Source organism: Streptomyces sp. RLA131, from assembly GCF_056270125.1.
In genome coordinates, this window is record NZ_JBWDOQ010000002.1 from 5259375 (window position 1) to 5281948 (window position 22574).

Here is a 22574-nt window from a genome sequence, read left to right on the forward strand (position 1 = left end):
CGGGGATCGTGGGATCCGGGGGGCCGGAGGGGCCGGGGAGTCCGGCGAGCCGGGCCGGTGTCGGTCGTGGCGCCGGTGTCAATCGTGCGCGGGGGCGAGTACCCGTGCCAGCGCCGGCTGCAGATCGCGTACGGCCCGGCTGCTCCGGAACCGGGAGAGTTCCCGCGCGAGACGCCGGACGTCGCTGTTCACCGTCGCCGACGGCACGGCCGGCATCACCGCCAGGAGCTCTCCGGCGATCGTGCACGCGTGCTCGACCTCTCCGGAAGCGGCGTGGGCCAAGGACCTGCGGAAACCGTACCGGGCGCGGGTGCGCAACGCGTGCGGCGGGAGGCGGCGGCACTCCCGGTCGAGGACCTCGGCGGCGGCCTTGGGGCGACCGAGGTCATACAGGCACCAGCCGGTCGTCATCGCCGCCGGATCGCTCACGTGGGTGGTGCCGATCACGGGCTCGGCACTGCTGCGGGCATCGTCACTGTCGAGCAGCTCCCGCGCCCTGTCGAGGCTGCGGAGGCAGTCGCGTTCGTCGCCGACGAGAGCGTGTCCCTGCGCCTCCCGCTGGGTGGCGAGTCCCCGGATGCGCGGCGGGAGTTCATCGCTCTGGGCTCGGCGGGCCAGGGCGACAGTGCCTGCGGCGTCCCCGTCGTAGAGCGTGACCAGGGCGCGGCGCACGAGCGCGTAGGAACCGAGGTACGGATCGCCCCCGGCGCGCGCCAGTTCGGCGGCCTCACCTGTCCAGCCGAGCGCCGCGCCGCTGTCCCCGGCCTCCTGGGCCATCCAGCCTGTGAACTCCGCGAACCGCGACGCGAGCAGGAGCGCGGGGGCCCGAGTGGCGGACGGAGTGTCGGCGGCCAGCCCGGCGACCGTGCGCGTCTGCGTCTCCAGCAGGGGAAGCAGAACCTTCGGCGCGGTGGACTGGCCGAGCTTTCGTAGCTGGTCGAACTGCACGAGGAAGGAGGAGAGGAGGGGGTCGGTGGCAGAGGACGCCTGACCGCCGAGATTCAGGCCGAGGTCGATCACCGCCCCCGTACCCGCCGCGAGGACCGCCCGGCGCCCGACGAGCCAGAGGCTCGGGATAGCGGGGGTTGCGGTAGTGTCCGAGTCGGTCTCGAGGCGGACGACCAGGCGCTGCAGCTCGCCGCTCGCGCCGAGGAAGGCGTCGCACCGCCGGGCCAGTTCAGGAGACGCGGAACGCTCCCCGCGCTCGACCTTGCTGAGGTGCCCCTTGTCGTAGCTGAGCGCCACGGAGAATTCGGTCAGAGTGAGCCCCGCTTCCTGTCGTAAACGCCGAAGTTCCGGGCCAAAAGGTAAATTTATACTCACCATTAACCTCCCCCTGAGCAGTGACCGTGAGGGCCGTGCGCCCTCACGGGGAACTCTCGTTCGATGTTCACCGGTCGACACGAACGCCGGCGGCGAACACCCGTCGTGACCGAGTCGTTTCGCTTCGCATCCGAGAGCGAGTTTGGCACGAGGTGCGCCTCAAGAATCGGGGTTCGGCGGGGTTGCCCGTTGCCTCTTCTGTGCTCCGTTGCTCTCTGTCTGGTCCTTGCCGTGACCGGAGTCGACCACGATCGAGATAAAGGCGATCGAGAATGGCGGGGGAAGAGAATCTGTCGATCGCATCGCAGAGAGGACTGCAATTCGTTCGGGGCAACTCCTGACCAAGGGAGATGCATCGATGACCAGTGACAATGTCACCGAGGCCGAGACAGTCCAGCCGCAGTAGGTGAAGCGATGGATGGCGGCTGATCGACGAGTTGGTCGGCCGCGCCCGGGCTGACGGCCTCCGACTGACTGGCGAGGGTGGGCTGGTTCAGCAGTTGATGAATCGGCTGTCGGAGGCCGCGCTCCATGGCGAGATCGCCGACCGCCTCCTCGGCATCCACCTGGACAACGAAAGTGTGAACTTCGCCAACGACGCTGGCATGGCCCTCGGCGGCGTCGCGTTCGTCTGGGATGCCGGCCTTGGGCGCTGCTTTGCACGACCGCCCAGTGTCGCACGGTCCTCGAAACGCAGGTCCACGACTCATGATCGTGAGCGGCGACTGGTGAGGCTTCCTACTAATGTTTATGTTAGTAACGTTGTCGTTAGTGTCATGCGTGGAGGTCGACGGACGTGGTGGATTTCGTAGGTCGTCGCCAGGAGCTGGCGACGTTGGAGCGAGAGCTGCAGAAAGTGGCGGCAGGGGTTGGCGGGGAGCGGCCCGGTCGGTGCGTGATGTTGCGCGGGCGGCGACGGGTGGGCAAGTCGCGACTGGTCGAGCGGTTTGCAGAGCGCTCCGGAGCCCCGTTCCTGTTCTATGCGGCGACTGGTGCGTCCCCCAGGGATGATCTGGCACGGCTGGCCCGGGACGCCCAAGCCTCGACGTTGCCGTTGGCTGGGCTGGTGGCCGCCGCGCGGCCGGAAAACTGGGATGCCGCGTTCGATGTGCTGGCTGCGGCGCTGCCCGCCGACCGGGCGAGCGTGCTGGTCATCGACGAGGTGCCGTACCTGATGGATGCCGATGGCGCCTTTGAGGGGATGCTGCAACGAGCCTGGGACCGGGTGTTGGAGACCAAGCCAGTGCTGCTGGTCCTCATCGGCTCCGATCTGTCGATGATGGAGGCCCTGAACAGCTACGGACGCCCCTTCCATCAGCGCGGCCGGGAGATGGTGCTAGGACCACTGAACCCCGCCGAGGTGGGGCAGATGCTCGGGTTGGAACCGGCGGAAGCCTTCGACGCCGCGCTGGTCACCGGCGGGCTGCCGCTGATCTGCGCGGAGTGGCCGCGAGGTGCAGGGCTGTGGGACTTCCTCGACGAGGCGCTGAGCGACCCGGTCTCAGCCCTGCTGGTATCGGCCGAGCGCTCGCTGGCTGCCGAGTTCCCTCCGCAGGCCCAGGCGCGTACCGTGCTGGCGGCTATCGGCAGTGGCGAGCGGACCTTCACCAACATCGCCCGTGCAGCCGGCGGAATCGGGGCCACGCCCCTGCAGCGAGCGCTGGAACTGCTTACGGACAAGAGGATCGTCGCTGCGGAGCTGCCCGTATCGCTGCGTCCGTCGAAGGATCGCCGCTACCGGGTGACAGATCCCTACCTGCGGTTTTGGCTGCACCTGCTCGGCCCGTCCATGGAGGAGATCGAGCGGGGGCGGGGCGATCTGACCTTGGCGCGCATCCGGGAGAACTGGACCAGCTGGCGCGGCCGAGCCGTCGAACCCCTTGTCCGCGAGGCTCTGGCACGGATACTGCCCGACGACTTGCTGCCCGCAGCCCCCGCAGTGGGTGGCTACTGGACCCGTACCAACGACGTCGAGATCGATATCGTCGGGTCGGACCGCGCCCCCATTGCCAAGGAACTGCTCTTCGTCGGCTCCATCAAGTGGCTGGAGCAGTCGCCCTTCGACCGACACGACCTGGCAGCTCTCCATCGACACCGGGCCGCCCTCACCGGCGAACCTGTTCCGGTCGTGGCGGTCTCGCGCAGCGGGGTCGACTGTCCGGGGCTCGATGCCGCCTACGGCCCCGGCGATTTGCTGACCGCCTGGCCGCTGTGAGTGGCGGATGGCAGGCGCGGCAAGGGAGTTGGGGGGCGATCAGGCCACAGACGTTGCGGAGAAGTCCCTCAGACCTCGGGCCCCTGCTGGCGTTGTTGTGTAGCTTTGGCGATCCTGAGCTCTCTCGTACTTGTCGCGAATCCCGTGCTGGGACGGTGCTGGGATGACGGTGCATTCCCGCAGTTCAGAGGCTTGTGGTGGAGTTCCGCTTCAACGTGTGACGTTCCGTCAAAGACGGCGCCCGGCCCGCTTGTTGACGGGTCGGGCGGAGGCGCCTGTCCGCGGGGAGTCCTCGTCTGCGAAGCGCTGTGGCTGACGGCCGACCTGGTTGGAGTGGCTGTGGCCGGCGCTTCAGACCTTGACGACCTGTACGGAAGGGCCGCACAGGAGTGTCAGGTCCTCGGGGTCGGAAGTGAGGACGGTGACCGGCTGGGGCGCGTTGCGGGCGATGACGGCGAAGGCGGCGTCGATGGCGTACTGGTGGCCGTGGAGATGGTGGGCGCGAAGCAGGGCGGCGGCTTCGTCGGTGACCTCTCTGGTGACGTCGTGAACGTCGACGTGGGAGAGGACCCACTTGATGCGGGCCGGGTGGATCCGCTCGTAATCGGCCTCAAGGGTGGTCGTGGCGCTGCTGGCCACGCGGATGCCCTCCTCTGATGCCGCCTGCACCAGAGCTACGACGGTGCGGTCCTTGCGGTAGAGCTTGGAGAGTCCTTCGCTGTCGAGCAGCAGGGTGCCGGGCATCAGGCGGCGGCACCGCCGACCTGTCGGTGGTCATGGCGTAGCAGCGCGCGGGCGGCCTCGACCTCCTCGCGGGTGAGCTCGTCATTGTCGGTCTCGAAGTCGGCAACGATCTCCCGAAGCTTGTCCATGGCGACCCGCTGTTCCAGGGCTTCGGCGACGTAGGCGGAGAAGCCTCCGGGCCCGACATGGGCGCGTACGGCCTCGGCAAGGTCCTCGGGCAGGCTGATGGAGTACTTCCTGCTACTGCTCATGGTGTCGATCCTACCGACGGTCGTAACTCTGTGGGTGTGAATGGTTAGGCAGCGCGGGAGGCGCTGCCGCCCGAGGGTGGCGACGAAGACATCGCAGCGGAACTGCGCAGGCACCTCGACTCCGTCGAGACCCCGTAGGCCAGTCCGCAGACAGTCCGCAGGACACCCGCCCGCTATCTCGACCTCCGGTACCCGCCCGCCCTTGGCGCGATCCACCAGGCCGCATAAAATGAAGTAAGATTCAATCTACGTAATAATCAATCTACGTTACTGCGTGGAGTGTGTCGTGGAGTTCCAAGGTCGGGTGGGGGATCTTGAACTGCTGGCCGAGCAGTACCGGACAGTGACAGAGGGTGTTGGAGCCACTCGCGGGCGGGCTGTGATCATGACGGGCCGTCGCCGAGTGGGGAAGTCGCGGCTGGCCCAGGAGTTCTGTGATCGCTCGGGAGCGCCGTACGTGGTGTTCCAGGCCACCCGGGGGCGCAACCCTGTGACGGAACGTGCCGACTTTGCCGCGACCCTCGCGCAGTCGCTGTTGCCAGGGGCGGAACTGGTCGCCGGCCTTCAGTCGCAGGACTGGAACCAGGCCCTGCGCTCGGTTGCGCTCGCGGTACCCGATGACTCTCCCAGCATCGCGGTGATTGACGAGGTGCCCTGGCTGGTCGAGCAGGATCCAGAATTCGAGGGCGCACTCCAAACCGTCTGGGACCGGCACCTGTCGTCCAAGCCCGTACTTCTGCTGTTGGTCGGCAGCGATACATCGGTGATGGAGCTACTGCAGTCGTATGGGCGCCCGTTTTTCGGCCGTGCGGCGAAAATGACCGTCCGTCCCCTGAACCTGGCCGACGTGCAGGCCATGACCGAACTCGACGCCGCGGCGGCCGTCGACGCCCAGTTGATCACTGGCGGATTCCCCGAGATCGTGCAGTCGTGGCGGCCGGGAATGGAGCGCACGGCCTTCTTGCAGGCGTCGGTCGCCAATCCTCTCTCGCCGCTGCTGGTGGCCGGAGAGTTGTCCCTGCTGGGCGAATTCCCCGAAGCTTCGCACTCACGGTCCGTACTGGAAGCGGTTGGCAGCGGTGAGCGCACATTCAGCACGATCGCAGCCCGGGCGGGCGGCGCCGGCGCACTGCCGTCGGGCACGCTCTCCCCGCTACTGGCCATGTTGCAGGCCAAGCGAGTCCTGGCCGCTGATCTCCCCCTGTCCGTCAAGCCGGACACCAAGAACAAGCGTTACCGGATCGCCGACCCGTATCTGCGGTTCTGGCTGGCCTTCCTGGCGCGCGCGATCCCGCTCGTCGAGCGTGGCCGCGGCGACTTGGCGCTGGAACGTATCGAGCGGTCGTGGACCACGTGGCGCGGTCGAGCGGTCGAGCCGCTGATCCGCGAGTCCTTGCTGCGTCTGATGCCCAACGACGAGTGGCCCGGGACCGAGGCCGTCGGCGGTTGGTGGAACCGTCAGAACAACCCCGAGATCGACCTCATCGGTACAGACCGTGAGCCGGTGGCTCGGCAGGTGCACTTCGTCGGGTCGGTCAAGTGGCTGGAGACCCAGCCCTTCGGGCGCCATGAGTACGACGCCTTGGTACGTGACATGCTCGCCGTCCCCGGCACCGCCCCGGACACTCCACTGGTCGCGGTCTCCCGCTGCGGGGTGGCAGATGATCTGCCGCTCGCCGCGCACTGGGGGCCGGAGGACCTCGTACGGGCGTGGCAGCCCCGATAGCCGGATCAGGTCAGACGGGGTCCACTCCTCCGGGAGCCGGCCCCTTGCGTTTCCCGTGCTGGCGATTCGTTGCCGCGCGCTGAACAATCTGGCAAGCGTGCAGCACAGGAGGGGTCGGTCTCTGCTGAATCCGACCCCTTCTGCGTTACCTTGCTGACTTGGTGCTGACCTGGAAGCACTGTGTCAGTCACTACGACCGGGCGCGACTTCGTCGAGATCGATGCTGATCTCGAATGGTAGGGACCGCTTGAGCGTGTGGCGGAAGATTCCTGCTGGTGCGTACGACCTGGTCGGCTCATCGAGCTCGTACACGTGCACGACCGGAACGGTGTCCTCGTCCTCGATGCACCAGTAGTGCCGGATTCCCGCCTCGGCGTACTTGCGCAGTTTTACTGTCCGGTCGCGGTGGGCGGACTCGGGAGAGACGACCTCGATGACGAGCTGGACATCTTCCGGAGCGAACCAGGTGCAGTCAGGGTCATACGGGGCCGTGGTCACCACGAGGTCCGGCTCCGGGCGGTCACGGGCATCGAGGCGGATGGTCATCTCCCGACCGACCTTGAATCCGGCTGGGGCCTGTGCCCTGAGGGCAAGCGTGAGGTCGGTGACAATCTCTCCGTGCCACCAGCGCTGGGGCCACATCATGAATACGAGGGCTCCGTCGATCAGCTCGGTGTGGCGCGGCGCTTCCGGGAGGCGGTCCAGGTCCTCCGCGAACCAGCCTTCCGGGCGAGGCGGGCGCATCCAGTCGGGCAGTGCGGTCATGCTGCAACCCTAGCTATTTCGTCCGTCGGAGGTGGGCGTAGTCGTGCCGCCCGATAACCGGCGCACGGACGCAGTCGGGACAACAGCTGTCCGATCCGGTCTGCTGCCCCGAACCCGCACCAGCCGGCGCTGGATGAACGCTTCGACGTAGGCGGACATGCCGCGCTCGGCGGTCTGTTCTGTGAGCGCTGCGATCGTGCCTTGGCGCAGGGCACGGATGCCGGCCGGGGCGCGGCCCCGGTTCGTTGTGAACCGGGGCCGGCCGCCGGTCAGGCGGTTTGCAGGGTGAGGCCGTACGCGGCCAGGATCGGGTTGACCGGCTGGAACCAGGTCTCGCCGCCGGAGGTGCAGTTGCCGTAGCCGCCGGAGGTGACGCCCTGGGCCTGGTCGCCGCTGATGAAGGAGCCGCCGGAGTCGCCCGGTTCGGCGCACACATTGGTCTCCGTCAGCCCGTAGACGCTGCCCTGGCTGTAGTTGACCGTCTCGTTCTTGCCGAGGACCGTGCCGCAGTGCCAGTGGGTGGTGGAACCCGAGCGGCATACCGAGGCGCCGACCGGTGCCTCGGCGGAGCCGCGTACCAGGGCGTCGGAGACGGTGCCCCAGCCGAGTACGACGGGTACGGTCCACCAGCCGCTGCCGACGTTCACCCAGGAGTAGTCGTTCCCGGGAAAGGTGCCGGCCTGGAAGTTGCCTATGTAGGAGTTGTCCCAGCCGTAGACGGCGGCTCCGGCCTGGGAGCAGTGGCCCGCGGTGATGAAACCGCCGTACACCGAGAAGCCGATGGAGCAGCGGATGCCGTGGCTGTAGTACGGGTCTCCGCCGACCGTGCCCGCCGACAGCGTCGCCGGGGTCGCGGCGGTCGTCCGGTGCACCGTGACGATCCCGGCGGTGTCGTGCCGCTCGGCCCGGGTGATGAATGCGCGTACCGCCGGGTCCTGCGCGGCGTCGGCCCGGACGTCGATCACCACGCTGCTGGTGCGGGGGTCGACGCGCCAACTGCTCACGCCGGCCGGGGCCTTGTGCCTCCTGGCCACCGTGTCGATCGCGGCCTTCGCCGCGTCCAGTTGCCCGGCGGTGTGCGCGACGACCGCCGTGGCCGCCCCGGTCAGCCGTACGGCCGTGGCCGCGCGGGCGTCGGTGACGGCGACGACCAGTTGTCCGCTCGCCGGGTCGAACCACGAACCGCCGTACGAGGTTCCGGCGGCCCGTCTCGCATTCGGCGCGACGCGGGTGGCGGCTGCTTCCCGGCTGAGCCGCCGCCGGGCACCGGCCTTGGACAGACCCAGGTCCCGGGCCATGGCCGAGACGACGGGGTCCAGGGTCGCGGTGCGGGCCGTGATGTGCGGGTCCTGGGCCGGAGCGGCGGTCGCCGCGACCGAGCCGGTGCTGCCGACGGCTGCCGCGAGTAAGGCGGACAGGCTGATGAGGGAGCTGATCCTGCGTCTCATGGGCACTTCTTCTTCCGTCTGTGGGGGAGTGAGACCGAAGTGGGTGAGAGCGCTCTCTGATGACGTCCGGCTCAGGATAGGGGCAGAAAAATGGCATGTATAGACCAATGACGCGGGTGTGGCGCCGCCCGGCGTGAGGTGTCGCGCGAGGCATTGACACGATTCAATTGTGCGACGACAGTGAACGACGCTGCTTCCCGGGGCATCGGACCGTCCCTGATGTTCCCTGCGGAATCCGGTTCGCCGCGCCCGTCAGGCGGTGGCGGACGCAGGCCTGTCCCAGTCCATTTCCGTGCCCGTTCACATCTCCGTGCCCATTCACATCCCCATGCCCATTTTTCGTCAGCGGGAGACGCATGTGATCAGCAGAAGGAACCTCCTCGGCACCGCTACCGCCGCGGGTCCCGCCCTCGTGGGCCTGACCGCCTCAGCGGCGCCGGCCCAGGCGGCCGAGACGGCTCAGGCGGCTCAGGCGGCTCAGGCGGCCGAGGCGGCCCGGCCCGGCAAGGGCGGCAAGGGCGGCAAGGGCGGGCTCCGGGTGGAGAGCACCACCGTGGAGTACACCGCCCATGCGCTCGGACTCGACGCCGCCCGGCCCCGGCTCGGCTGGATCCTCGGGTCGGACCGGAGCCACCAGGAGCAGAGCGCTTACCAGCTCCGCGTCGCGACAACCCCGGATCCGATCCACGCCCCGGATGTCTGGGACAGCGGCAGGGTCGGCTCCCGCCAGTCCGTGCTGGTCCCGTACGACGGGCCGGCGCCGCAGCCGCGGACCCGCTATCACTGGGCTGTCCGCGTCTGGGACGCCCAGGGCCGGCCCTCGCCGTGGAGCGAGCCCGCCTGGTGGGAGTCGGGGCTGGTCAACGCGACGGAGTGGACGGCGAGTTGGATCGCGGCGCCGGACGCGGTGACCCGGGGCCCCGATCTGGCTCCGGCCGACTGGATCTGGTTCCCCGAGGGCGACCCGGCCGCCGGCGCGCCTGCCGGCACCCGGTACTTCCGGGGCACCGTCACCGTATCGGGCCCGCTGCGGCTCGCCCGGCTGGCGATGACCGCGGACGACGGGTTCACCGTGTGGATCAACGGCACCGAGGTCGGAGGCCGCGCTCCCGTCCAGGAGAACTGGCGCCACCCGATCGTCGTCGATGTCACCGCCCTGCTCCACGAAGGCGCCAACACGGTCGCCGTCGCCGCCGTCAACGCCTCGTCGAGCCCCGCCGGGCTGCTGGCCACCGTGGAGCTGACCGACGCGGACGGCGTCCGTTCGGTCACCACCTCGGGAGCCTGGAAGACCATCGACGCGGAGCCGGCCGGTGACTGGCACGCGTCCGGATACGACGACGGCGCCTGGTCCGCCGCCAAGGTGCTCGCCCCGTGGGGCGGCGGCCCGTGGGGCAGGGTGCAGGCGTCGCAGCGGCCCGCCCGGCTGCGCCGCGACTTCCGGATCGCCGCCAAGCCCGTCGCGCGGGCGCGGCTGTACTCGACCGCACTCGGCCTGTACGAGGCCGAGATCAACGGCCACCGGGTGGGCCGTGACCAGCTCGCCCCCGGCTGGACCGACTACCGCAAGCGGGTGCAGTACCAGACGTACGACGTCACCGGCCTGCTCCGGCGCGGCGCCAACGCCATCGGTGTGAGCCTGGCGTCCGGCTGGTACTCCGGCAGCATCGCCTGGTTCGGGCAGCAGCAGTACGGCGAACGCCCCGCCCTGCTGGCGCAGTTGGAGGTCACGTACGCCGACGGCAGCACGGACCGGGTGACCACCGGCACGGACTGGCACAGCGCCACGGGCCCGATCCTGGCCGCCGACCTGATGGCCGGCGAGGAGTACGACGCCCGGCTGGAGGCGGCCGGCTGGTCCTCGCCCGGCTTCGACGACGCCGTGTGGCGGACCGTCGACGCCGTGCCGGCCGCCACCACCTCCGGCGTGGCCGTGGTCGCCCAGACCGACGCCCCGACCCGGGTGGAGCGGGAGGTGGCCGCTGTCAACGTCACCGAGCCGCAGCCCGGCGTGCATGTCTTCGACCTGGGCCAGAACATGGTGGGCTCGGTACGGCTCCGGGTCTCCGGCGGCGAGGCCGGGCGGACCGTGCGGCTGCGCCATGCCGAGGTGCTGAACCCGGACGGCACGCTCTACACCACCAACCTGCGCACCGCCCGGGCGACCGACTCGTACACCCTCAAGGGCTCCGGCGCGGAGGTCTACGAGCCGCGCTTCACCTCGCACGGCTTCCGTTATGTCGAGGTCACCGGCTATCCCGGCACCCCCGCCAGGAACGCCGTCACGGGTCGGGTCATGCACACCGGGGCCCCGTTCACCATGTCCTTCAGGACCGATGTGCCGATGCTCAACCAGCTGCACCGCAACATCACCTGGGGCCAGCGGGGCAACTTCCTGTCCGTCCCCACCGACACCCCCGCCCGCGACGAACGGCTCGGCTGGACCGGCGACATCAACGTCTTCTCCGGCACCGCCGCGTACAACATGGAGTCCGCCCGCTTCCTCGCCAAGTGGCTCCGGGACCTTCGCGACGGCCAGTCCGACGCGGGGGCGTTCCCCAATGTCGCCCCCACCATCGCCTCGGTCGGCGAGGGAGCGGCGGGCTGGGGCGACGCCGGTGTCACCGTGCCGTGGAATCTCTACCAGGCCTACGGCGACCGGCAGGTGCTGGCGGACAACTTCCCGGCGATGCGGGCCTGGATCGCGTACCTGGAGAAGCACAGCACCGGTTACCTGCGGCCCGCCGAGGGCTTCGGTGACTGGCTCAACGTCGGGGACGAGACCCCGAAGGACGTCGTCGCCACCGCCTGGTTCGCGTACAGCACGGGGATCGTCGCCGACACCGCGCGGGTGCTGGGCGAGGACCCGGCCCCGTACGACGCGCTGTCCGCCAAGGTCCGCGGGGCCTTCCGGGCGGCCTACGTCTCCGCCGACGGCACCGTGAAGGGCGACACCCAGACGGCGTACGTACTGGCGCTGTCCATGGACCTGCTCCCCGACGACGTACGAACGCGCGCCGCCGACCGGCTCGTCGAGCTGATCCAGGGCAAGGACTGGCATCTGTCCACCGGCTTCCTCGGCACACCGCGCCTGCTGCCGACGCTCACCGCCACCGGCCACACCGATGTCGCCTACCGCCTGCTGACGCAGCGGACGTTCCCCTCCTGGGGCTACCAGATCGACCGGGGCGCCACGACGATGTGGGAGCGCTGGGACTCCGTGGAGCCCGACGGGGGCTTCGAGGACCCCGCCATGAATTCCTTCAACCACTACGCCTACGGCTCCGTCGGCCAGTGGATGTACCAGAACATCACCGGCATCGGTATCGGCAGCCCCGGCTTCCGGACCGTCGTCATCCGGCCCCGCCCCGGCGGCGGCATACGCGAGGCGAACGGGCGGTACGACTCCCTCTACGGTCCGATCACCACCCGCTGGACGCGGCGCGACGGCGACGGGTTCACCCTCGACGTCTCGGTGCCGGTCAACACCACCGCCGAGGTGTGGGTGCCGGCCCGCACCGCGTCCGACGTCACCCACCCCACCGGGGCCACGCTTCTGCGGCTGGCCGAGGACTGCGCCGTCTACAGCACGGGCTCCGGCTCCCACCGCTTCACCGCCCAGGCCCTGACGGCCTAGGAGGAGGGTTGAGCGCGGAGCCGCCTCGCGGTACTCGCGGACGGCTCCGCGCTCGTCGTCGCCCGGCTGTCAGGGGGCGATGTTCCACTGCTGGCAGGTGTTGTCGAGCTGCTGCCACTGGCGGACGACGGTTCCGTTGGCCGTCGCGCAGTTCGTCACGTCGAGCACCATTCCGTTGCCGACGTTACTGATGGTGTAGTGGCTGCCGACCGCGGTGACGTCCCATTGCTGGCAGAGATTGCCCAGCGCGGCCCACAGGTTGATGGCGGTGCCGTTGGACGATCCGCAGTTCACGGAGTCCAGCTTCGTCCCGCTGTTGACGTTGGTGATGGTGTAGTGGCCGTTGCCCGCGGCGGCGAACTTCCACTGCTGGCAGGTGTTGCCGAGCGACGACCACAGGTCGATCGCGGTTCCGTTGGCGGTTCCGCAGTTCACCGCGTCGAGGACCTTGCCGCTGTTGACGTTCGTCAGCCGGTACGCGGTGCCGGCGACCGGGAAGGAGGCGCTCGGCTTCGTGTAGCCGACCGAGACGATGTTGCTCTGGACGGCGTTGTCGGCCGCGTCCGTCGGGTAGCCGGCCGTCATGACGCCTTCGAAGAACGACCCGTCGGATCCGTTGCTGTTGTCACCGCCGGTGCCCAGGACGATGGAACCCTCCAGATGCATCGGGGTGTAGCCGCCGAGGTTGGGAAGCGCCCCGTTGTACTCGGTGGTCAGGCTGCCCGACTGCGCGTTGCCGTCCTTGATCGCGTAGGTGGTCGTGCCGTTGTTCTTGAGCAGGGCCGTGACGAAGGTGCTGGAGTTGCCCTTGTTGCTGGTGTACGAACCGTTCGCCCCGGCGAAGAGGCCGTTCTCCAGGTCCGCCTGGACCCAGGGGCCGGAGCCGGAGCAGGGGGAGAACCAGCACTCCGTGCCGAAGTTGATGGCGTCCATGTGGCCGTTGCCGGTGTCGTTGCCGGACGTCTCGGCGTTGCCGTAGTCGAAGCAGCAGCGGTTGTTGACGTGATTGCCGGCGGTCACCATGTACATCCCCTCCGGCGAACTGCCGGTGGCGACGCCCGATGTGCTGTTGTCGCGGTAGCCGACGCCGGCCCCCACCCAGACGCCGTAGACCGAGTGGCCGCCGACCGTCACCGGCAGCGCGTTCGCGATCGCGGCGACGTCCTGTCCGCCGTTGCCGCCGGGGCCCTCGATGGTGAGGTGGTTGCCCTTGGCGCTCTGGTCGAAGATCTCGGTGATGGTGCACGTCGTGCCGGAACAGAACGAGTCCTGCGCCGCGGCGTTGGCGTAGCCGCCCGCGGTGAGGGTGCCGATGTTGGTCGTGGCGCTGTCCGAGGCGCGCTTGACCTGGTAGAGGGCGCCGTTGTACGCGGAGTAGAGAGCTCGCGTCGTGCTGTGCGCGGCGACGCAGGGGGTGCCCGCGGAGGCGTAGATGTCGCACGGGAGGGACGTCGCGGCCTGTGCCGTACCGGCCATGCCGGCCATACCGGCCAGCATGGCGGCGATCATCACGGCCGTGGTGCCCACGGCCAGCAGGGTCCTTTTGAAGCGTCTGAGTTGTATTCGAACGATCACGGCTGATCAGTTCCTTCCTGCGGGCGCGGCGTCACGCCGAGGCGCCCCGAGGCTGGACCGGAAATCGAAGGCGTGGGCGGCCCCGCGTGCGGGGGACCGCACGCTCCCGTAGCCAAGGCCAGGTCAGTACTGGCGACCAAGATTGTGAGCGCTAACAACGTTGTTGATCATGGACCGGGCACAGGTGACCTCCGGGGATTGTGCGGCGCGAACGGCTCAGCGGGCATCACTATGGATTCGGTGCCGGGTAACGTCAAGGTTTCGGACACGATTCAATGAGAGCGCAAACATCGATCCGGAGCAGCCCGTTCAGCTCGCGTGCGAACTGCCCCGGCTGTCGTCCGGTCGGTTCCGCGCGGACCCCTGTCCCCCTGCCCGAGCCACCCGGCGAAGCGCGTTCGTCCGTTCGGGCCGGGTCAGGAGGGCGCGCCGGCCAGGACTTCGACCTTGCCGGTGTCGAGCGAGTAGAAGGCGCCGACCACCGCGAGGCTGCCCTTCTTCACCAGGGGGGCCAGATCCTGGTTGGAGCGCAGGTCGGCCGAGGTCAGCGTGACCTGGGCGCGGGCCATGGTCTCGACCGGGTCGGCGCCGCCTTCCTTGACCATCTGCTCGTACGCCGGGCGCAGGGCCCTGACGATCGCCTCCAGGTTGCCGGGCAGCGGTTCGCTGTCACGGATGGACTTGTACGCCGCCTCGACGGCGCCGCACCGCTGGTGCCCGAGGACCACGATGAGCGGGGTGCCGCTGGTCATGGGCCCGTACTCCACGGAACCCGTGACCACCGGGCCGACCGCCTCGCCGCCGGTGCGCATCACGTAGAGGTCCCCCAGCCCGGTGTCGAACAGCAGCTCGGGCGGCACCCGGGAGTCGATGCAGGACAGGACCGCCCCGAAGGGCTCCTGCTTCTGGGCCACGAACTCGCGCCGGTCCGGGTCCCGGTCGGGGTGCCGGAGGTCTCCGTTCACCCAGCGCCTGTTGCCGGCCATCAGCCGCGCGAACGCCGCGGCGGGCGTGGCCGGCCGCGCCTGCGGCGAGGCGTCGGCCGCCAGCGGGACGGTGCCCGTCGACGAGCACCCCGCGAGCGCGGCCGTGGCGGCCGCGAGTCCGCCGGCGAGTAGGGCCCTGCGATCCGGATGTCCCGCTGTGTCCATCGGTCGTTCCCCTCGGTGCGCTTCGACGCGTCCGTACGTTTTGACCCGGCGATTGTTCAGCGCGGTGCGGGAACCCGACGGCAGGCACAAGCGGGTGTGGGCCGCTTTGCCACCGACGGCCCACACGAACCGCCCCGGGCGGCGGACACGGCCGGGCACGGGACACCACTCCCGGCGGGCGGGCGGGCGGGCGGGCGGGCGGGCGCCACGGCGGCGCGCGGCGCGCGGGGCGTCACCAAACGGAAGCTTCCGGGCGTCGACTGACGTGCCACTACCGCTCTTTACGGAATCCATACGGAATACCGGACTCGCGGGTTGACAGCGTTCGACGGCACCGACAACGATGCCTGATGCCACTGTGGCCTCAGTGCCCAGTGCCACCAGACCACTTCTGCCCGGCGCCGCAAATCGGCCTGCCCTCGTACGGGGAAGGCGGCCGTCCTCACGCGCTCCCGGGCCACGTATCGCCAGATTGGTAACTGCATGTCCATATCGAGACGTGTCACCATGCGGCGGCTGCTCGGCGTAAGCGCCGCAGCTCTCGCTCTCTCCGTCGCGGGTAGCACCGCCGCCTACGCCTGCGAGGGCGGCAAGGGCTGGGACAACGGCAAGCCGGCCGGCTACAAGCCCGGCGACGGCGGAGGCACGAAGACCTCCACCGACAAGTGCGAATTCTCCGTCAACGGCACCGACTGGTACGCCTCGGTCAAGGTCGACGACGTCAACCTCAAGCCCGGCGAGGACGGCAAGGTCCACGTCAAGGTGCGGACCGCCTCGGACTCCTCCTCCTGCACGGTCTCGCTGGCCTCGTACCGTACCCACGGCGCGACCTGGCAGACCTCGGGCAAGCAGGTCTTCCACGACTGGGACACCGCGACGGTGAAGTCGGGCGAGACCGACACGCTCGACGTGGCCTTCCCGGACGTCAGCTGCTTCGCGCAGGTCGACCTGTACTACGGCAACACCAAGTACGACGGCGACTACAACGCCAAGGACGGCTACACGCACGGCGATCTGCCCGAGGGCCCGAACCACGCGGTGATCGGCGACAAGAAGATCGCCTGGTGGAACGGCGGCACGAAGGACTGCACCGCGCAGGTCGTCCCCTCGTCGTCCCCCTCGCAGTCCTCGCCCGCCTCGGAGTCGGCCACCCCGTCCTCGTCGGAGTCGACCACTCCGGCCTCGGACGAGTCGACGCCCGCGGCGTCGGAGTCGGCGTCGGAGTCGGCGTCCGCGTCGGGTTCGGCCTCCGCCTCCGCCTCGGAGTCGGAGAGCTCCGCCTCGGCCTCGGTCTCCGCGAGCACCACCTCCGGTGACCTCGCCGAGACCGGCAGCAACGGCACCGGCGTCATCGCGGCCGGCGCCGCGCTGCTGGTCGCGGCGGGCGGCGGCGTGCTGTTCGCCACCCGGCGACGTCAGGCCGCGCGTCGTCACTGACGATACGTAGGGAACAGCAGGGGGCGCGTCCAGCGATGGGCGCGCCCCCTTTCCGTTCGCGGGCCGGTCGGGCCTCCCCCCCCCGCTGCCGTCAAAAGAAGGTGTATACGCGCCGACGCGCTCTAGCCGACGGAGCGGGCGAATTGGAAGAATCCGTCGAGACCACATCAACACGCCCGGGGGGACGGACCGCATGATGGCATCGGGGGAACAGGTCGTCGCTGACCGCTATCCGACCGTGGACGAAGTCACCGCGACGGCCCGCCGTCTGGCCTTACGCCGGCCCGGGCTGTGCCGGCTGCGGCAGATCGGCAGCTCCCGGGCCGGGGAGCCGCTGTGGCTGCTGTCCATCGGTCACGGCAGCCGCAACGTGCTGGTCGTGGCCGGGCCGCACGCCAACGAGATGGTCGGCGGCGCCACCGTGCTGCGGCTCGCCGAGCGGGTGAGTGCCGAACCCCGGCTGGTGGCGGGGGCGGACGCCGCCTGGCATCTGCTGCTGTGCGCCGATCCGGACGGCGCCCGGCTCAACGAGGCAGTCCCGGAAGGCGAGTTCACCATGCTCGGCCACTACCGGCACTTCTTCCGGCCGTGCGCCGCCGAACAGCCCGAGTGGCTGGCCGCCGACGGCGGGCTCGGTGACGCGCTTCCCGAGACGCGGGCGCTGATCGGGGTCATCGACGAGCTGCGGCCGGTGCTCCAGGTCTCGCTGCACGGCATCGACGTCGGCGGCAGCTTCGTCCAGCTCACCCGCGACATCCCGCGGCTGGCCGAGCGGATCGCCAAGTCCGCCGCCGAGTTCGACATTCCCCTGGAGGCGGGCTCCTCCGACGCCTTCCACTGGCCAAGCCCCGGCCCCGGCGTCTATCTCATGCCGCCACCCGCCCGCTTCCGCTCCCGGGAGGACGCCGACTTCTCGACCTGGACGTACCTCCACCGCTACGGCGGCGTCACCGCCATCGCCGAGGTGCCCATGTGGGCCTGCGACCGCGCCGCCGACACCTCCCCGCACCCGGCCGCCGAGCACGCCCTGCGCGCCGCGGGTGAGGCCCTGCGGCAGGGCAGCCATCTGGTCGGCCGGATGATCGCCGAGGCCGGCCCGTACGCCGCCGCCGGCGACGACGGCAGTCCGCTGCTGCGCGCCGCCGCCGAGATCGCCGCCGTCGGCCCGCAGCTCGCCGCCGACTGGGACCCCGCGCTGCGCCGCCCCGGCCGGCCCCCGTTGCCCCCGATGACCCGGGCCAGGGTCAGCAGCGTGGAGATCTACACCCAGCGCCTGCCACTGCGGGCCGCGTCCATGCTGCTGCGCTTCGTACGCGGGGCGGCCGACCGCGCCGCCGACCGCGCCACCGACCGCGCCACCGACCGCGCGGCCGAGCCCTCGCTCGCCCTCAATGAGCTCCGCGGCCGTCTCGAACAGCTCGTCACCGACTGGTGCCGCAGCTACGAGAGCGCCCACCGGGCCCGCTGGATCCCGGTACGCCATCAGGCTGAACAGCACGCCCGGGCGGCCATCGCGTGCTTCGAACTACTCGGGTGAGCCTCTGGCCATGACTTGCGGCGACCACCCTGAGTTGCGAAGCTGTTGCAGTCAGTCAACCCATGGTGTTCGGAGGAGGGGCACGTGCCTTTCGGTGAGCAGCCCGCGTACCTGCGTGTCGCCGACGACCTGCGCCGCAAGATCCTCGACGGCACCCTGCCCCCGCACACCCGGCTCCCCTCCCAGGCCCGCATCCGTACCGAGTACGGGGTGTCGGACACCGTCGCCCTCGAAGCCCGCAAGGTGCTGATGGCCGAGGGCTTCGTCGAGGGCCGCTCCGGCTCGGGGACGTATGTACGGGAGCGCCCCGAGCCGCGCCAGGTCGTCCGTACGGGGTACCGGCCGGCGGCCGGCCAGTCCACGCCGTTCCGGCAGGAGCAGGCGGACGAGGGCTTCAAGGGCACCTGGGAGTCGACCAGTGTGCAGGCCGAGGCCACCGCGTGTGTCGCGGCCCGGCTGCGCATCCAGCCGGGTGACCGCGTCATGTGCACGCACTACCTGTTCCGGACCGAGGGTGAGCCGATGATGCTCTCCACCTCCTGGGAGCCGCTGGCGGTCACCGGCCGCAGTCCCGTGATGCTCCCCGAGGAGGGTCCGGTGGGCGGTCAGGGGGTCGTGGAGCGGATGGCCGCGCTCGACGTGGTCGTCGACAACATCGCCGAGGACATCGGCGCCCGGCCCGGACTCGCGGAGGAGACCTCCGTCCTCGGCGGCGTCCCCGGGCATGTCGTCATCGAGATCCAGCGCACCTACTACGCCTCCGGTCTCCCGGTCGAGACGGCCGACATCGTGATCCCCGCCGACCGCTACCGGGTCGCGTACCGGATGCCGGTCAAGTGACGGAGTAGCGGGACCGAATCGGTCAACTCCCTTACGAAACCAGGCTCGTTCGAGTCGAATCGGGTCCGAACGTGTCCGCCGCGTCACGTTCGGGCGTAGGCTCCGGCATATGCGCATCGCCGTCTCCTCGGATCTCGACGAGCCTGTGGCCCGCGCCGTCGTCGACGAGCTGCGACTGCGCGGCCACACCGTGCTCGCCTACGGGGCACTGCGTCCCGGCGACCGCCACGACTGGGCCTGGAGCGCCGCGGCCGCCGCCCGTGCCGTCTCCGAGGGCCGGGCCGACCAGGCCGTCGTCTGCTGCTGGACGGGCACCGGCGCCTCCATCGCCGCCAACAAGATCCCCGGGGTCCGCGCCGCCCTCTGCCCCGACGCCTACACCGCCGACGGCGCCCGCCGCTGGAACGACGCGAACGCGCTGGCGCTGAGCCTGCGGCTGACCAGTGAACCCCTGCTGAAGGAGATCCTCGACGCCTGGTTCGCCGGCGCCGCGAGCTCCGCCGAGGACGACCGGGCCAACGTCGCCCACCTGGAGGAGACCCGATGACCGAGTTCGCCTGGGTCGTCATACGCCAGGACGACAACGGCAACCGCTACCGGGTCGGCCGCTACGCCACCCGCGAGGAGGCCGAACGTATCGCGGACGGCCTGGACGCCCGCGGACACGAGCAGCTGTACGTGATCGAGCGGATCGACCAGCACGCGTCCTGACGCGGTGAGCGCGGTGAGCGCGGTGGCATTGAGGGCGGGGCGCGGCCGAATAGAGTCCCCCGTATGACCGATCGCGTGCTGGTGGTGGGCGCGGCCCTGTTCGACGGCGGCCGGCTGCTCGCCGCCCGGCGTACCGCCCCGCCCGAACTGGCCGGGCGCTGGGAGTTCCCCGGCGGCAAGGCGGAGCCCGGCGAGACGGCGCCCCAGGCGCTGGTCCGCGAACTGCGGGAGGAACTGGGCGTCGAGGCCGAGGTCCTGGACCGCGTTCCGGGGGAGTGGCCGCTGCCCAGGCCCGGCTTCGTCCTCCAGGTGTGGACCGCCCGCATCCTGTCGGGCACCCCGCGGCCCCTGGAGGACCACGACGAGCTGCGCTGGCTCACCGCCGGCGACCTCGGCTCCGTCGACTGGCTGGACCAGGACCGCCCGGCCGTGGCCCGGATCGCGGCCGGGTGGTCCCGGTCGGGCCGGCCGCTCGGAGGCGCCGTCGGCACCGGCGATGGAACCCCTTCGCGGTAGCGTGGGCGGAATATCGGGTATGGGGGGATTGATCCGCCAATGGCCGGTAAGCAGCCGGCCCGACCCGGTCTGGGGTTGCCCATGCCGAAGGCCAGGGAGATGTGGAGGGCGTGAGCGCCAGCGTCGACGGCAGTGCGAAGGGGACCGGCGAGAGCCCGGAGGAGACGGGGGCGCCGGGACCGGGGGCCCCGCGCGCCCGGAAGGTGCCCGGTCTGCACCCGAGGCCGGCCGGTGGGGTCGCCCGGAAGGCGGGCACGCTGCTGGACACCCTGCGGGTGGCGGTGGTCATGCTGGACACCGGCGGCCGGGTGCTGCTGTGGAGCCCGTTGGCGGAGGAGATCCTCGGCTGGGCGGGTGAGCACGTCGTCGGCCGGCGGCTGACCGGACTGCTCGTGCCCGAGGATCCGCCGGCCGCTCCGGGGCACCGCAGGATGGCGGCCGTGCCGACTCCGGGACGCGCCGAGCAGATCCTCGCCGAACTGCTGCGATCCGGGCGCTGGACGGGCATCCTGTCGCTGCGCCACCGCGACGGCCACACGGTGCAGGTGGAGGCGCGGGCCTCGCTGCTGGTCGACGGGGACGGCCGGCCCTTCGTCCTGGCGTCGGTCGCCGAGACCAGCCGGCTCGCCACCCTGGAGCACGATCTCGCCGCGCTGGACAGCCTCTTCGACAGTTCGCCGCTCGGCGTGGCGATCTTCGACACCGAGCTGCGCTACGTCCGCGTCAACGAGGCGCTGGCCACCATGAACAGCCGTACCGTCGCCGACCACATCGGGCGCCGGGCGGGGGAGATCGTCCATCCGAAGGTGGCCGAGGAGCTGACCCTGCTCCAGCGGCACGTGCTGGCCACCGGCCACCCGGTGATCGACTTCATCGTCCCGGCGCCGCTGGGCGACGGGCACCGCTCGGTCTCGTACCACCGGCTGCAGGACCGGGCGGGGCATGTGCTCGGCATCAGCTGCACGGTGATGGACGTGACCGAGCGGCAGCTCTCGCAGGTGCGGATGGAGCGGGCCCGGGCGCGGCTGGCGCTGCTCAACGACGTCGGGTCGCGGCTGTCGGACCTGCTGGACGTACGCCGGATCGCGGAGGTGCTGGCGCAGGCGCTGGTGCCCCGGCTGAGCGACTACAGCGGGGTGATACTGCACGCCGTCGTGCCGGACGGCGGGGAACTGCCGGGCGATCCGCACAGCGAGAGCACGGAGCTGCGGCAGCTGGGCATCGGGAAGATCGAGGAGGGCCCGCTGGTCGACCGGATGATCGGGATCGGCCGGGTCATCCGGCTCACCACGGAGGGGATCTTCGGCACGGTGCTCCGCAGCGGCAAGCCGCAGCTGGTGGAGGGCGCGGAGGCGCTGCGCGGCACCACCTACCCGGGGGACCCCAAGATCCAGGCCGCCATCGACCTGGGGGTGCACTCGCTGCTGGTGGCGCCGCTGCGGGCGCGGGGCATCGTGCTGGGGCTGCTGGTGGTGAGCCGGGTCGCCGGCCGCGGGCCCTTCGACCAGGACGACATGGCGCTGGTCATGGAGCTGTCCGACCGTTCCGGGGCGGCGTTGGACAACGCGCGGCTGTACGTGCGCGAGCGGGAGGGCGCCCTGATGCTGCAGCGCAGCCTGCTGCCGCAGAGCATGCCCGAGCCGCCCGGGGTGCGGCTGGCCTTCCGGTACGTGCCCGGCAGCAGCGGGGCGGCGGCCGGCGGCGACTGGTTCGACGTGATCCCGCTGGCCGGCGGGCGGATCGCGCTGGTGGTGGGCGATGTGATGGGGCACGGGCTGCGGGCGGCGGCGACCATGGGACGGCTGCGTACCGCGGTCCGGACGCTGGCCGGGCTGGACATGCCCCCGGACGAACTGCTGCGCCGCGTCAACGACCTGGGCGACGACCTGGCCCAGAGCCGTTCCGAGGGCTGGATGGCCACCTGCGTGTACGCGGTCTACGACCCGTCGACCCGGCGCTGCACCCTCGCCCGGGCCGGGCATCTGCCGCCGCTGCTGGTCGGCCCCGACGGCGCCGAGGTGCGGCAGCTGGACATGCCGGCCGGGGTGCCGCTGGGCGTCGGCGGGGTGGAGTTCGAGTCGGTGGAGGTGGACATCCCCGACGGCGCGGTGCTGGTGCTCTACACCGACGGCCTGGTCGAGACCCGCGGTGAGGACATCTCCGAGGGCATCGAGCGGCTCTGCGCGGTCCTGCGCGGGTCCCAGGGGAACGACTCCCTGGAGGACGCCTGCGACGACCTGCTGGACGGCATGGCCCACGGCCGGGAGCCCGACGACGTGGCGCTGCTGATGGCCCGTCTGGGCGGCCTGCCCGAGGGCTCCACGGCGTCCTGGACCTTCGCCGCCGAGCCGAGCGCGGTACGCCAGGCCCGCCGTCATGTGCGCGACACGCTCGGCGAGTGGGGGCTGCACGCGATGGTGGACGTCACCGCGCTGCTGGTGAGCGAGCTGGTCACCAACTCGCTGCGGTACGCGCACGGGCCGATCGGCGTCCGGATGGTGCGCGGTTCGTCGCTGCTGGTCGAGGTCTCCGACCCGCTCCCCGACCCGCCGCGGGAGCGTTCCGCCGGCGAGGACGACGAGGGCGGCCGGGGTCTCCAGCTCGTGGCCCGTGCCTCCCGCCGGTGGGGCACCCGCCACGGCCCGCTGGGCAAAACCGTCTGGTTCGAGCTGGCCCTGTCCTCGTAGGCGTCACGGCA

17 protein-coding genes are annotated in these 22574 nt (G+C 70.6%); 10 read left to right on the forward strand and 7 right to left on the reverse strand.

Annotated features, from left to right (window positions below; translation table 11 throughout):
* Nucleotides 1-78: 78 nt before the first annotated feature.
* Nucleotides 79-1326: a helix-turn-helix domain-containing protein gene (locus RWE79_RS24965; protein WP_475942291.1), complete on the reverse strand. Its 1248-nt coding sequence runs from the start codon at nt 1324-1326 to the stop codon at nt 79-81.
* A 793-nt stretch (nt 1327-2119) separates the two neighbouring features.
* On the opposite strand from RWE79_RS24965, the gene RWE79_RS24970 reads away from it, so the two are divergent.
* On the forward strand, nt 2120-3538 hold the full coding sequence (locus RWE79_RS24970; RefSeq protein ID WP_475942292.1) for an ATP-binding protein: 1419 nt from the start codon (nt 2120-2122) through the stop codon (nt 3536-3538).
* Between the two features lie 351 nt (nt 3539-3889).
* Here the strand turns inward: RWE79_RS24970 and RWE79_RS24975 are convergent, their stop codons facing one another.
* Nucleotides 3890-4282 (reverse strand): DNA-binding protein, encoded by a 393-nt coding sequence (locus tag RWE79_RS24975; RefSeq protein ID WP_475942293.1) that lies wholly within the window; start codon nt 4280-4282, stop codon nt 3890-3892.
* Entirely contained in the window at nt 4282-4533 is a 252-nt protein-coding gene (locus tag RWE79_RS24980) for a hypothetical protein (RefSeq protein ID WP_073946283.1), read from the reverse strand. The genes RWE79_RS24975 and RWE79_RS24980 overlap by 1 nt, the downstream gene beginning before the upstream one ends.
* 286 nt (nt 4534-4819) lie before the next feature.
* Here RWE79_RS24980 and RWE79_RS24985 point away from each other — a divergent pair, with 286 nt between their 5' ends.
* Nucleotides 4820-6259 carry an ATP-binding protein gene (locus RWE79_RS24985; RefSeq protein WP_475942294.1) on the forward strand — a complete coding sequence of 480 codons (1440 nt, stop codon included), beginning with the start codon at nt 4820-4822 and terminating at the stop codon, nt 6257-6259.
* Between the two features lie 183 nt (nt 6260-6442).
* Here the strand turns inward: RWE79_RS24985 and RWE79_RS24990 are convergent, their stop codons facing one another.
* Nucleotides 6443-7024, reverse strand: coding sequence for a Uma2 family endonuclease (locus RWE79_RS24990; protein ID WP_475942295.1), 582 nt, complete (start codon nt 7022-7024; stop codon nt 6443-6445).
* A gap of 269 nt (nt 7025-7293) precedes the next feature.
* The gene (locus RWE79_RS24995; protein WP_475942296.1) at nt 7294-8472 is read right to left on the reverse strand and encodes a S1 family peptidase; all 1179 of its coding nucleotides are present in this window, start codon (nt 8470-8472) and stop codon (nt 7294-7296) included.
* Between the two features lie 358 nt (nt 8473-8830).
* Here RWE79_RS24995 and RWE79_RS25000 point away from each other — a divergent pair, with 358 nt between their 5' ends.
* The gene (locus tag RWE79_RS25000; RefSeq protein ID WP_475946084.1) at nt 8831-12109 is read left to right on the forward strand and encodes an alpha-L-rhamnosidase; all 3279 of its coding nucleotides are present in this window, start codon (nt 8831-8833) and stop codon (nt 12107-12109) included.
* Between the two features lie 69 nt (nt 12110-12178).
* On the opposite strand, the gene RWE79_RS25005 is transcribed toward RWE79_RS25000, so the two are convergent.
* Complete coding sequence (locus RWE79_RS25005; protein WP_475942297.1) at nt 12179-13684, reverse strand: arabinofuranosidase catalytic domain-containing protein; 1506 nt, start codon at nt 13682-13684, stop codon at nt 12179-12181.
* A 416-nt stretch (nt 13685-14100) separates the two neighbouring features.
* Nucleotides 14101-14835, reverse strand: coding sequence for a carbonic anhydrase (locus RWE79_RS25010; protein WP_475942298.1), 735 nt, complete (start codon nt 14833-14835; stop codon nt 14101-14103).
* A gap of 483 nt (nt 14836-15318) precedes the next feature.
* Between RWE79_RS25010 and RWE79_RS25015 the strand changes: the two genes are divergently transcribed.
* The 7 genes from RWE79_RS25015 (at nt 15319) to RWE79_RS25045 (ending at nt 22563) form a co-directional block, all read left to right on the forward strand.
* A complete protein-coding gene (locus RWE79_RS25015) occupies nt 15319-16272 on the forward strand; it encodes an LAETG motif-containing sortase-dependent surface protein (protein ID WP_475942299.1) in 954 nt (317 codons plus the stop codon).
* 193 nt (nt 16273-16465) lie between these two features.
* A complete protein-coding gene (locus tag RWE79_RS25020; protein WP_475942300.1) occupies nt 16466-17809 on the forward strand; it encodes a M14 family zinc carboxypeptidase in 1344 nt (447 codons plus the stop codon).
* An 84-nt stretch (nt 17810-17893) separates the two neighbouring features.
* Entirely contained in the window at nt 17894-18649 is a 756-nt protein-coding gene (locus tag RWE79_RS25025; RefSeq protein WP_475942301.1) for a GntR family transcriptional regulator, read from the forward strand.
* A 109-nt stretch (nt 18650-18758) separates the two neighbouring features.
* Nucleotides 18759-19196, forward strand: coding sequence for an RpiB/LacA/LacB family sugar-phosphate isomerase (locus RWE79_RS25030; RefSeq protein ID WP_475942302.1), 438 nt, complete (start codon nt 18759-18761; stop codon nt 19194-19196).
* Nucleotides 19193-19360: an SPOR domain-containing protein gene (locus RWE79_RS25035; protein WP_475942303.1), complete on the forward strand. Its 168-nt coding sequence runs from the start codon at nt 19193-19195 to the stop codon at nt 19358-19360. Before RWE79_RS25030 ends, RWE79_RS25035 begins: the two co-directional genes overlap by 4 nt.
* A 63-nt stretch (nt 19361-19423) precedes the next feature.
* Complete coding sequence (locus RWE79_RS25040; protein WP_475942304.1) at nt 19424-19876, forward strand: (deoxy)nucleoside triphosphate pyrophosphohydrolase; 453 nt, start codon at nt 19424-19426, stop codon at nt 19874-19876.
* 110 nt (nt 19877-19986) lie between these two features.
* Entirely contained in the window at nt 19987-22563 is a 2577-nt protein-coding gene (locus RWE79_RS25045) for a SpoIIE family protein phosphatase (protein WP_475942305.1), read from the forward strand.
* The last annotated feature ends 11 nt before the right edge of the window (nt 22564-22574 follow it).

Excerpts from the sequence above, each read along its gene's own strand:
- RWE79_RS24965 (WP_475942291.1), bottom strand. The coding sequence starts at position 1,326 with ATGGTGAGTATAAATTTACCTTTTGGCCCGGAACTTCGGCGTTTACGA.
- RWE79_RS24975 (WP_475942293.1), bottom strand. The coding sequence starts at position 4,282 with ATGCCCGGCACCCTGCTGCTCGACAGCGAAGGACTCTCCAAGCTCTAC.
- RWE79_RS24980 (WP_073946283.1), bottom strand. The coding sequence starts at position 4,533 with ATGAGCAGTAGCAGGAAGTACTCCATCAGCCTGCCCGAGGACCTTGCC.
- RWE79_RS24990 (WP_475942295.1), bottom strand. The coding sequence starts at position 7,024 with ATGACCGCACTGCCCGACTGGATGCGCCCGCCTCGCCCGGAAGGCTGG.
- RWE79_RS24995 (WP_475942296.1), bottom strand. The coding sequence starts at position 8,472 with ATGAGACGCAGGATCAGCTCCCTCATCAGCCTGTCCGCCTTACTCGCG.
- RWE79_RS25010 (WP_475942298.1), bottom strand. The coding sequence starts at position 14,835 with ATGGACACAGCGGGACATCCGGATCGCAGGGCCCTACTCGCCGGCGGA.
- RWE79_RS25015 (WP_475942299.1), top strand. The coding sequence starts at position 15,319 with ATGTCCATATCGAGACGTGTCACCATGCGGCGGCTGCTCGGCGTAAGC.
- RWE79_RS25020 (WP_475942300.1), top strand. The coding sequence starts at position 16,466 with ATGATGGCATCGGGGGAACAGGTCGTCGCTGACCGCTATCCGACCGTG.
- RWE79_RS25030 (WP_475942302.1), top strand. The coding sequence starts at position 18,759 with ATGCGCATCGCCGTCTCCTCGGATCTCGACGAGCCTGTGGCCCGCGCC.
- RWE79_RS25035 (WP_475942303.1), top strand. The coding sequence starts at position 19,193 with ATGACCGAGTTCGCCTGGGTCGTCATACGCCAGGACGACAACGGCAAC.
- RWE79_RS25040 (WP_475942304.1), top strand. The coding sequence starts at position 19,424 with ATGACCGATCGCGTGCTGGTGGTGGGCGCGGCCCTGTTCGACGGCGGC.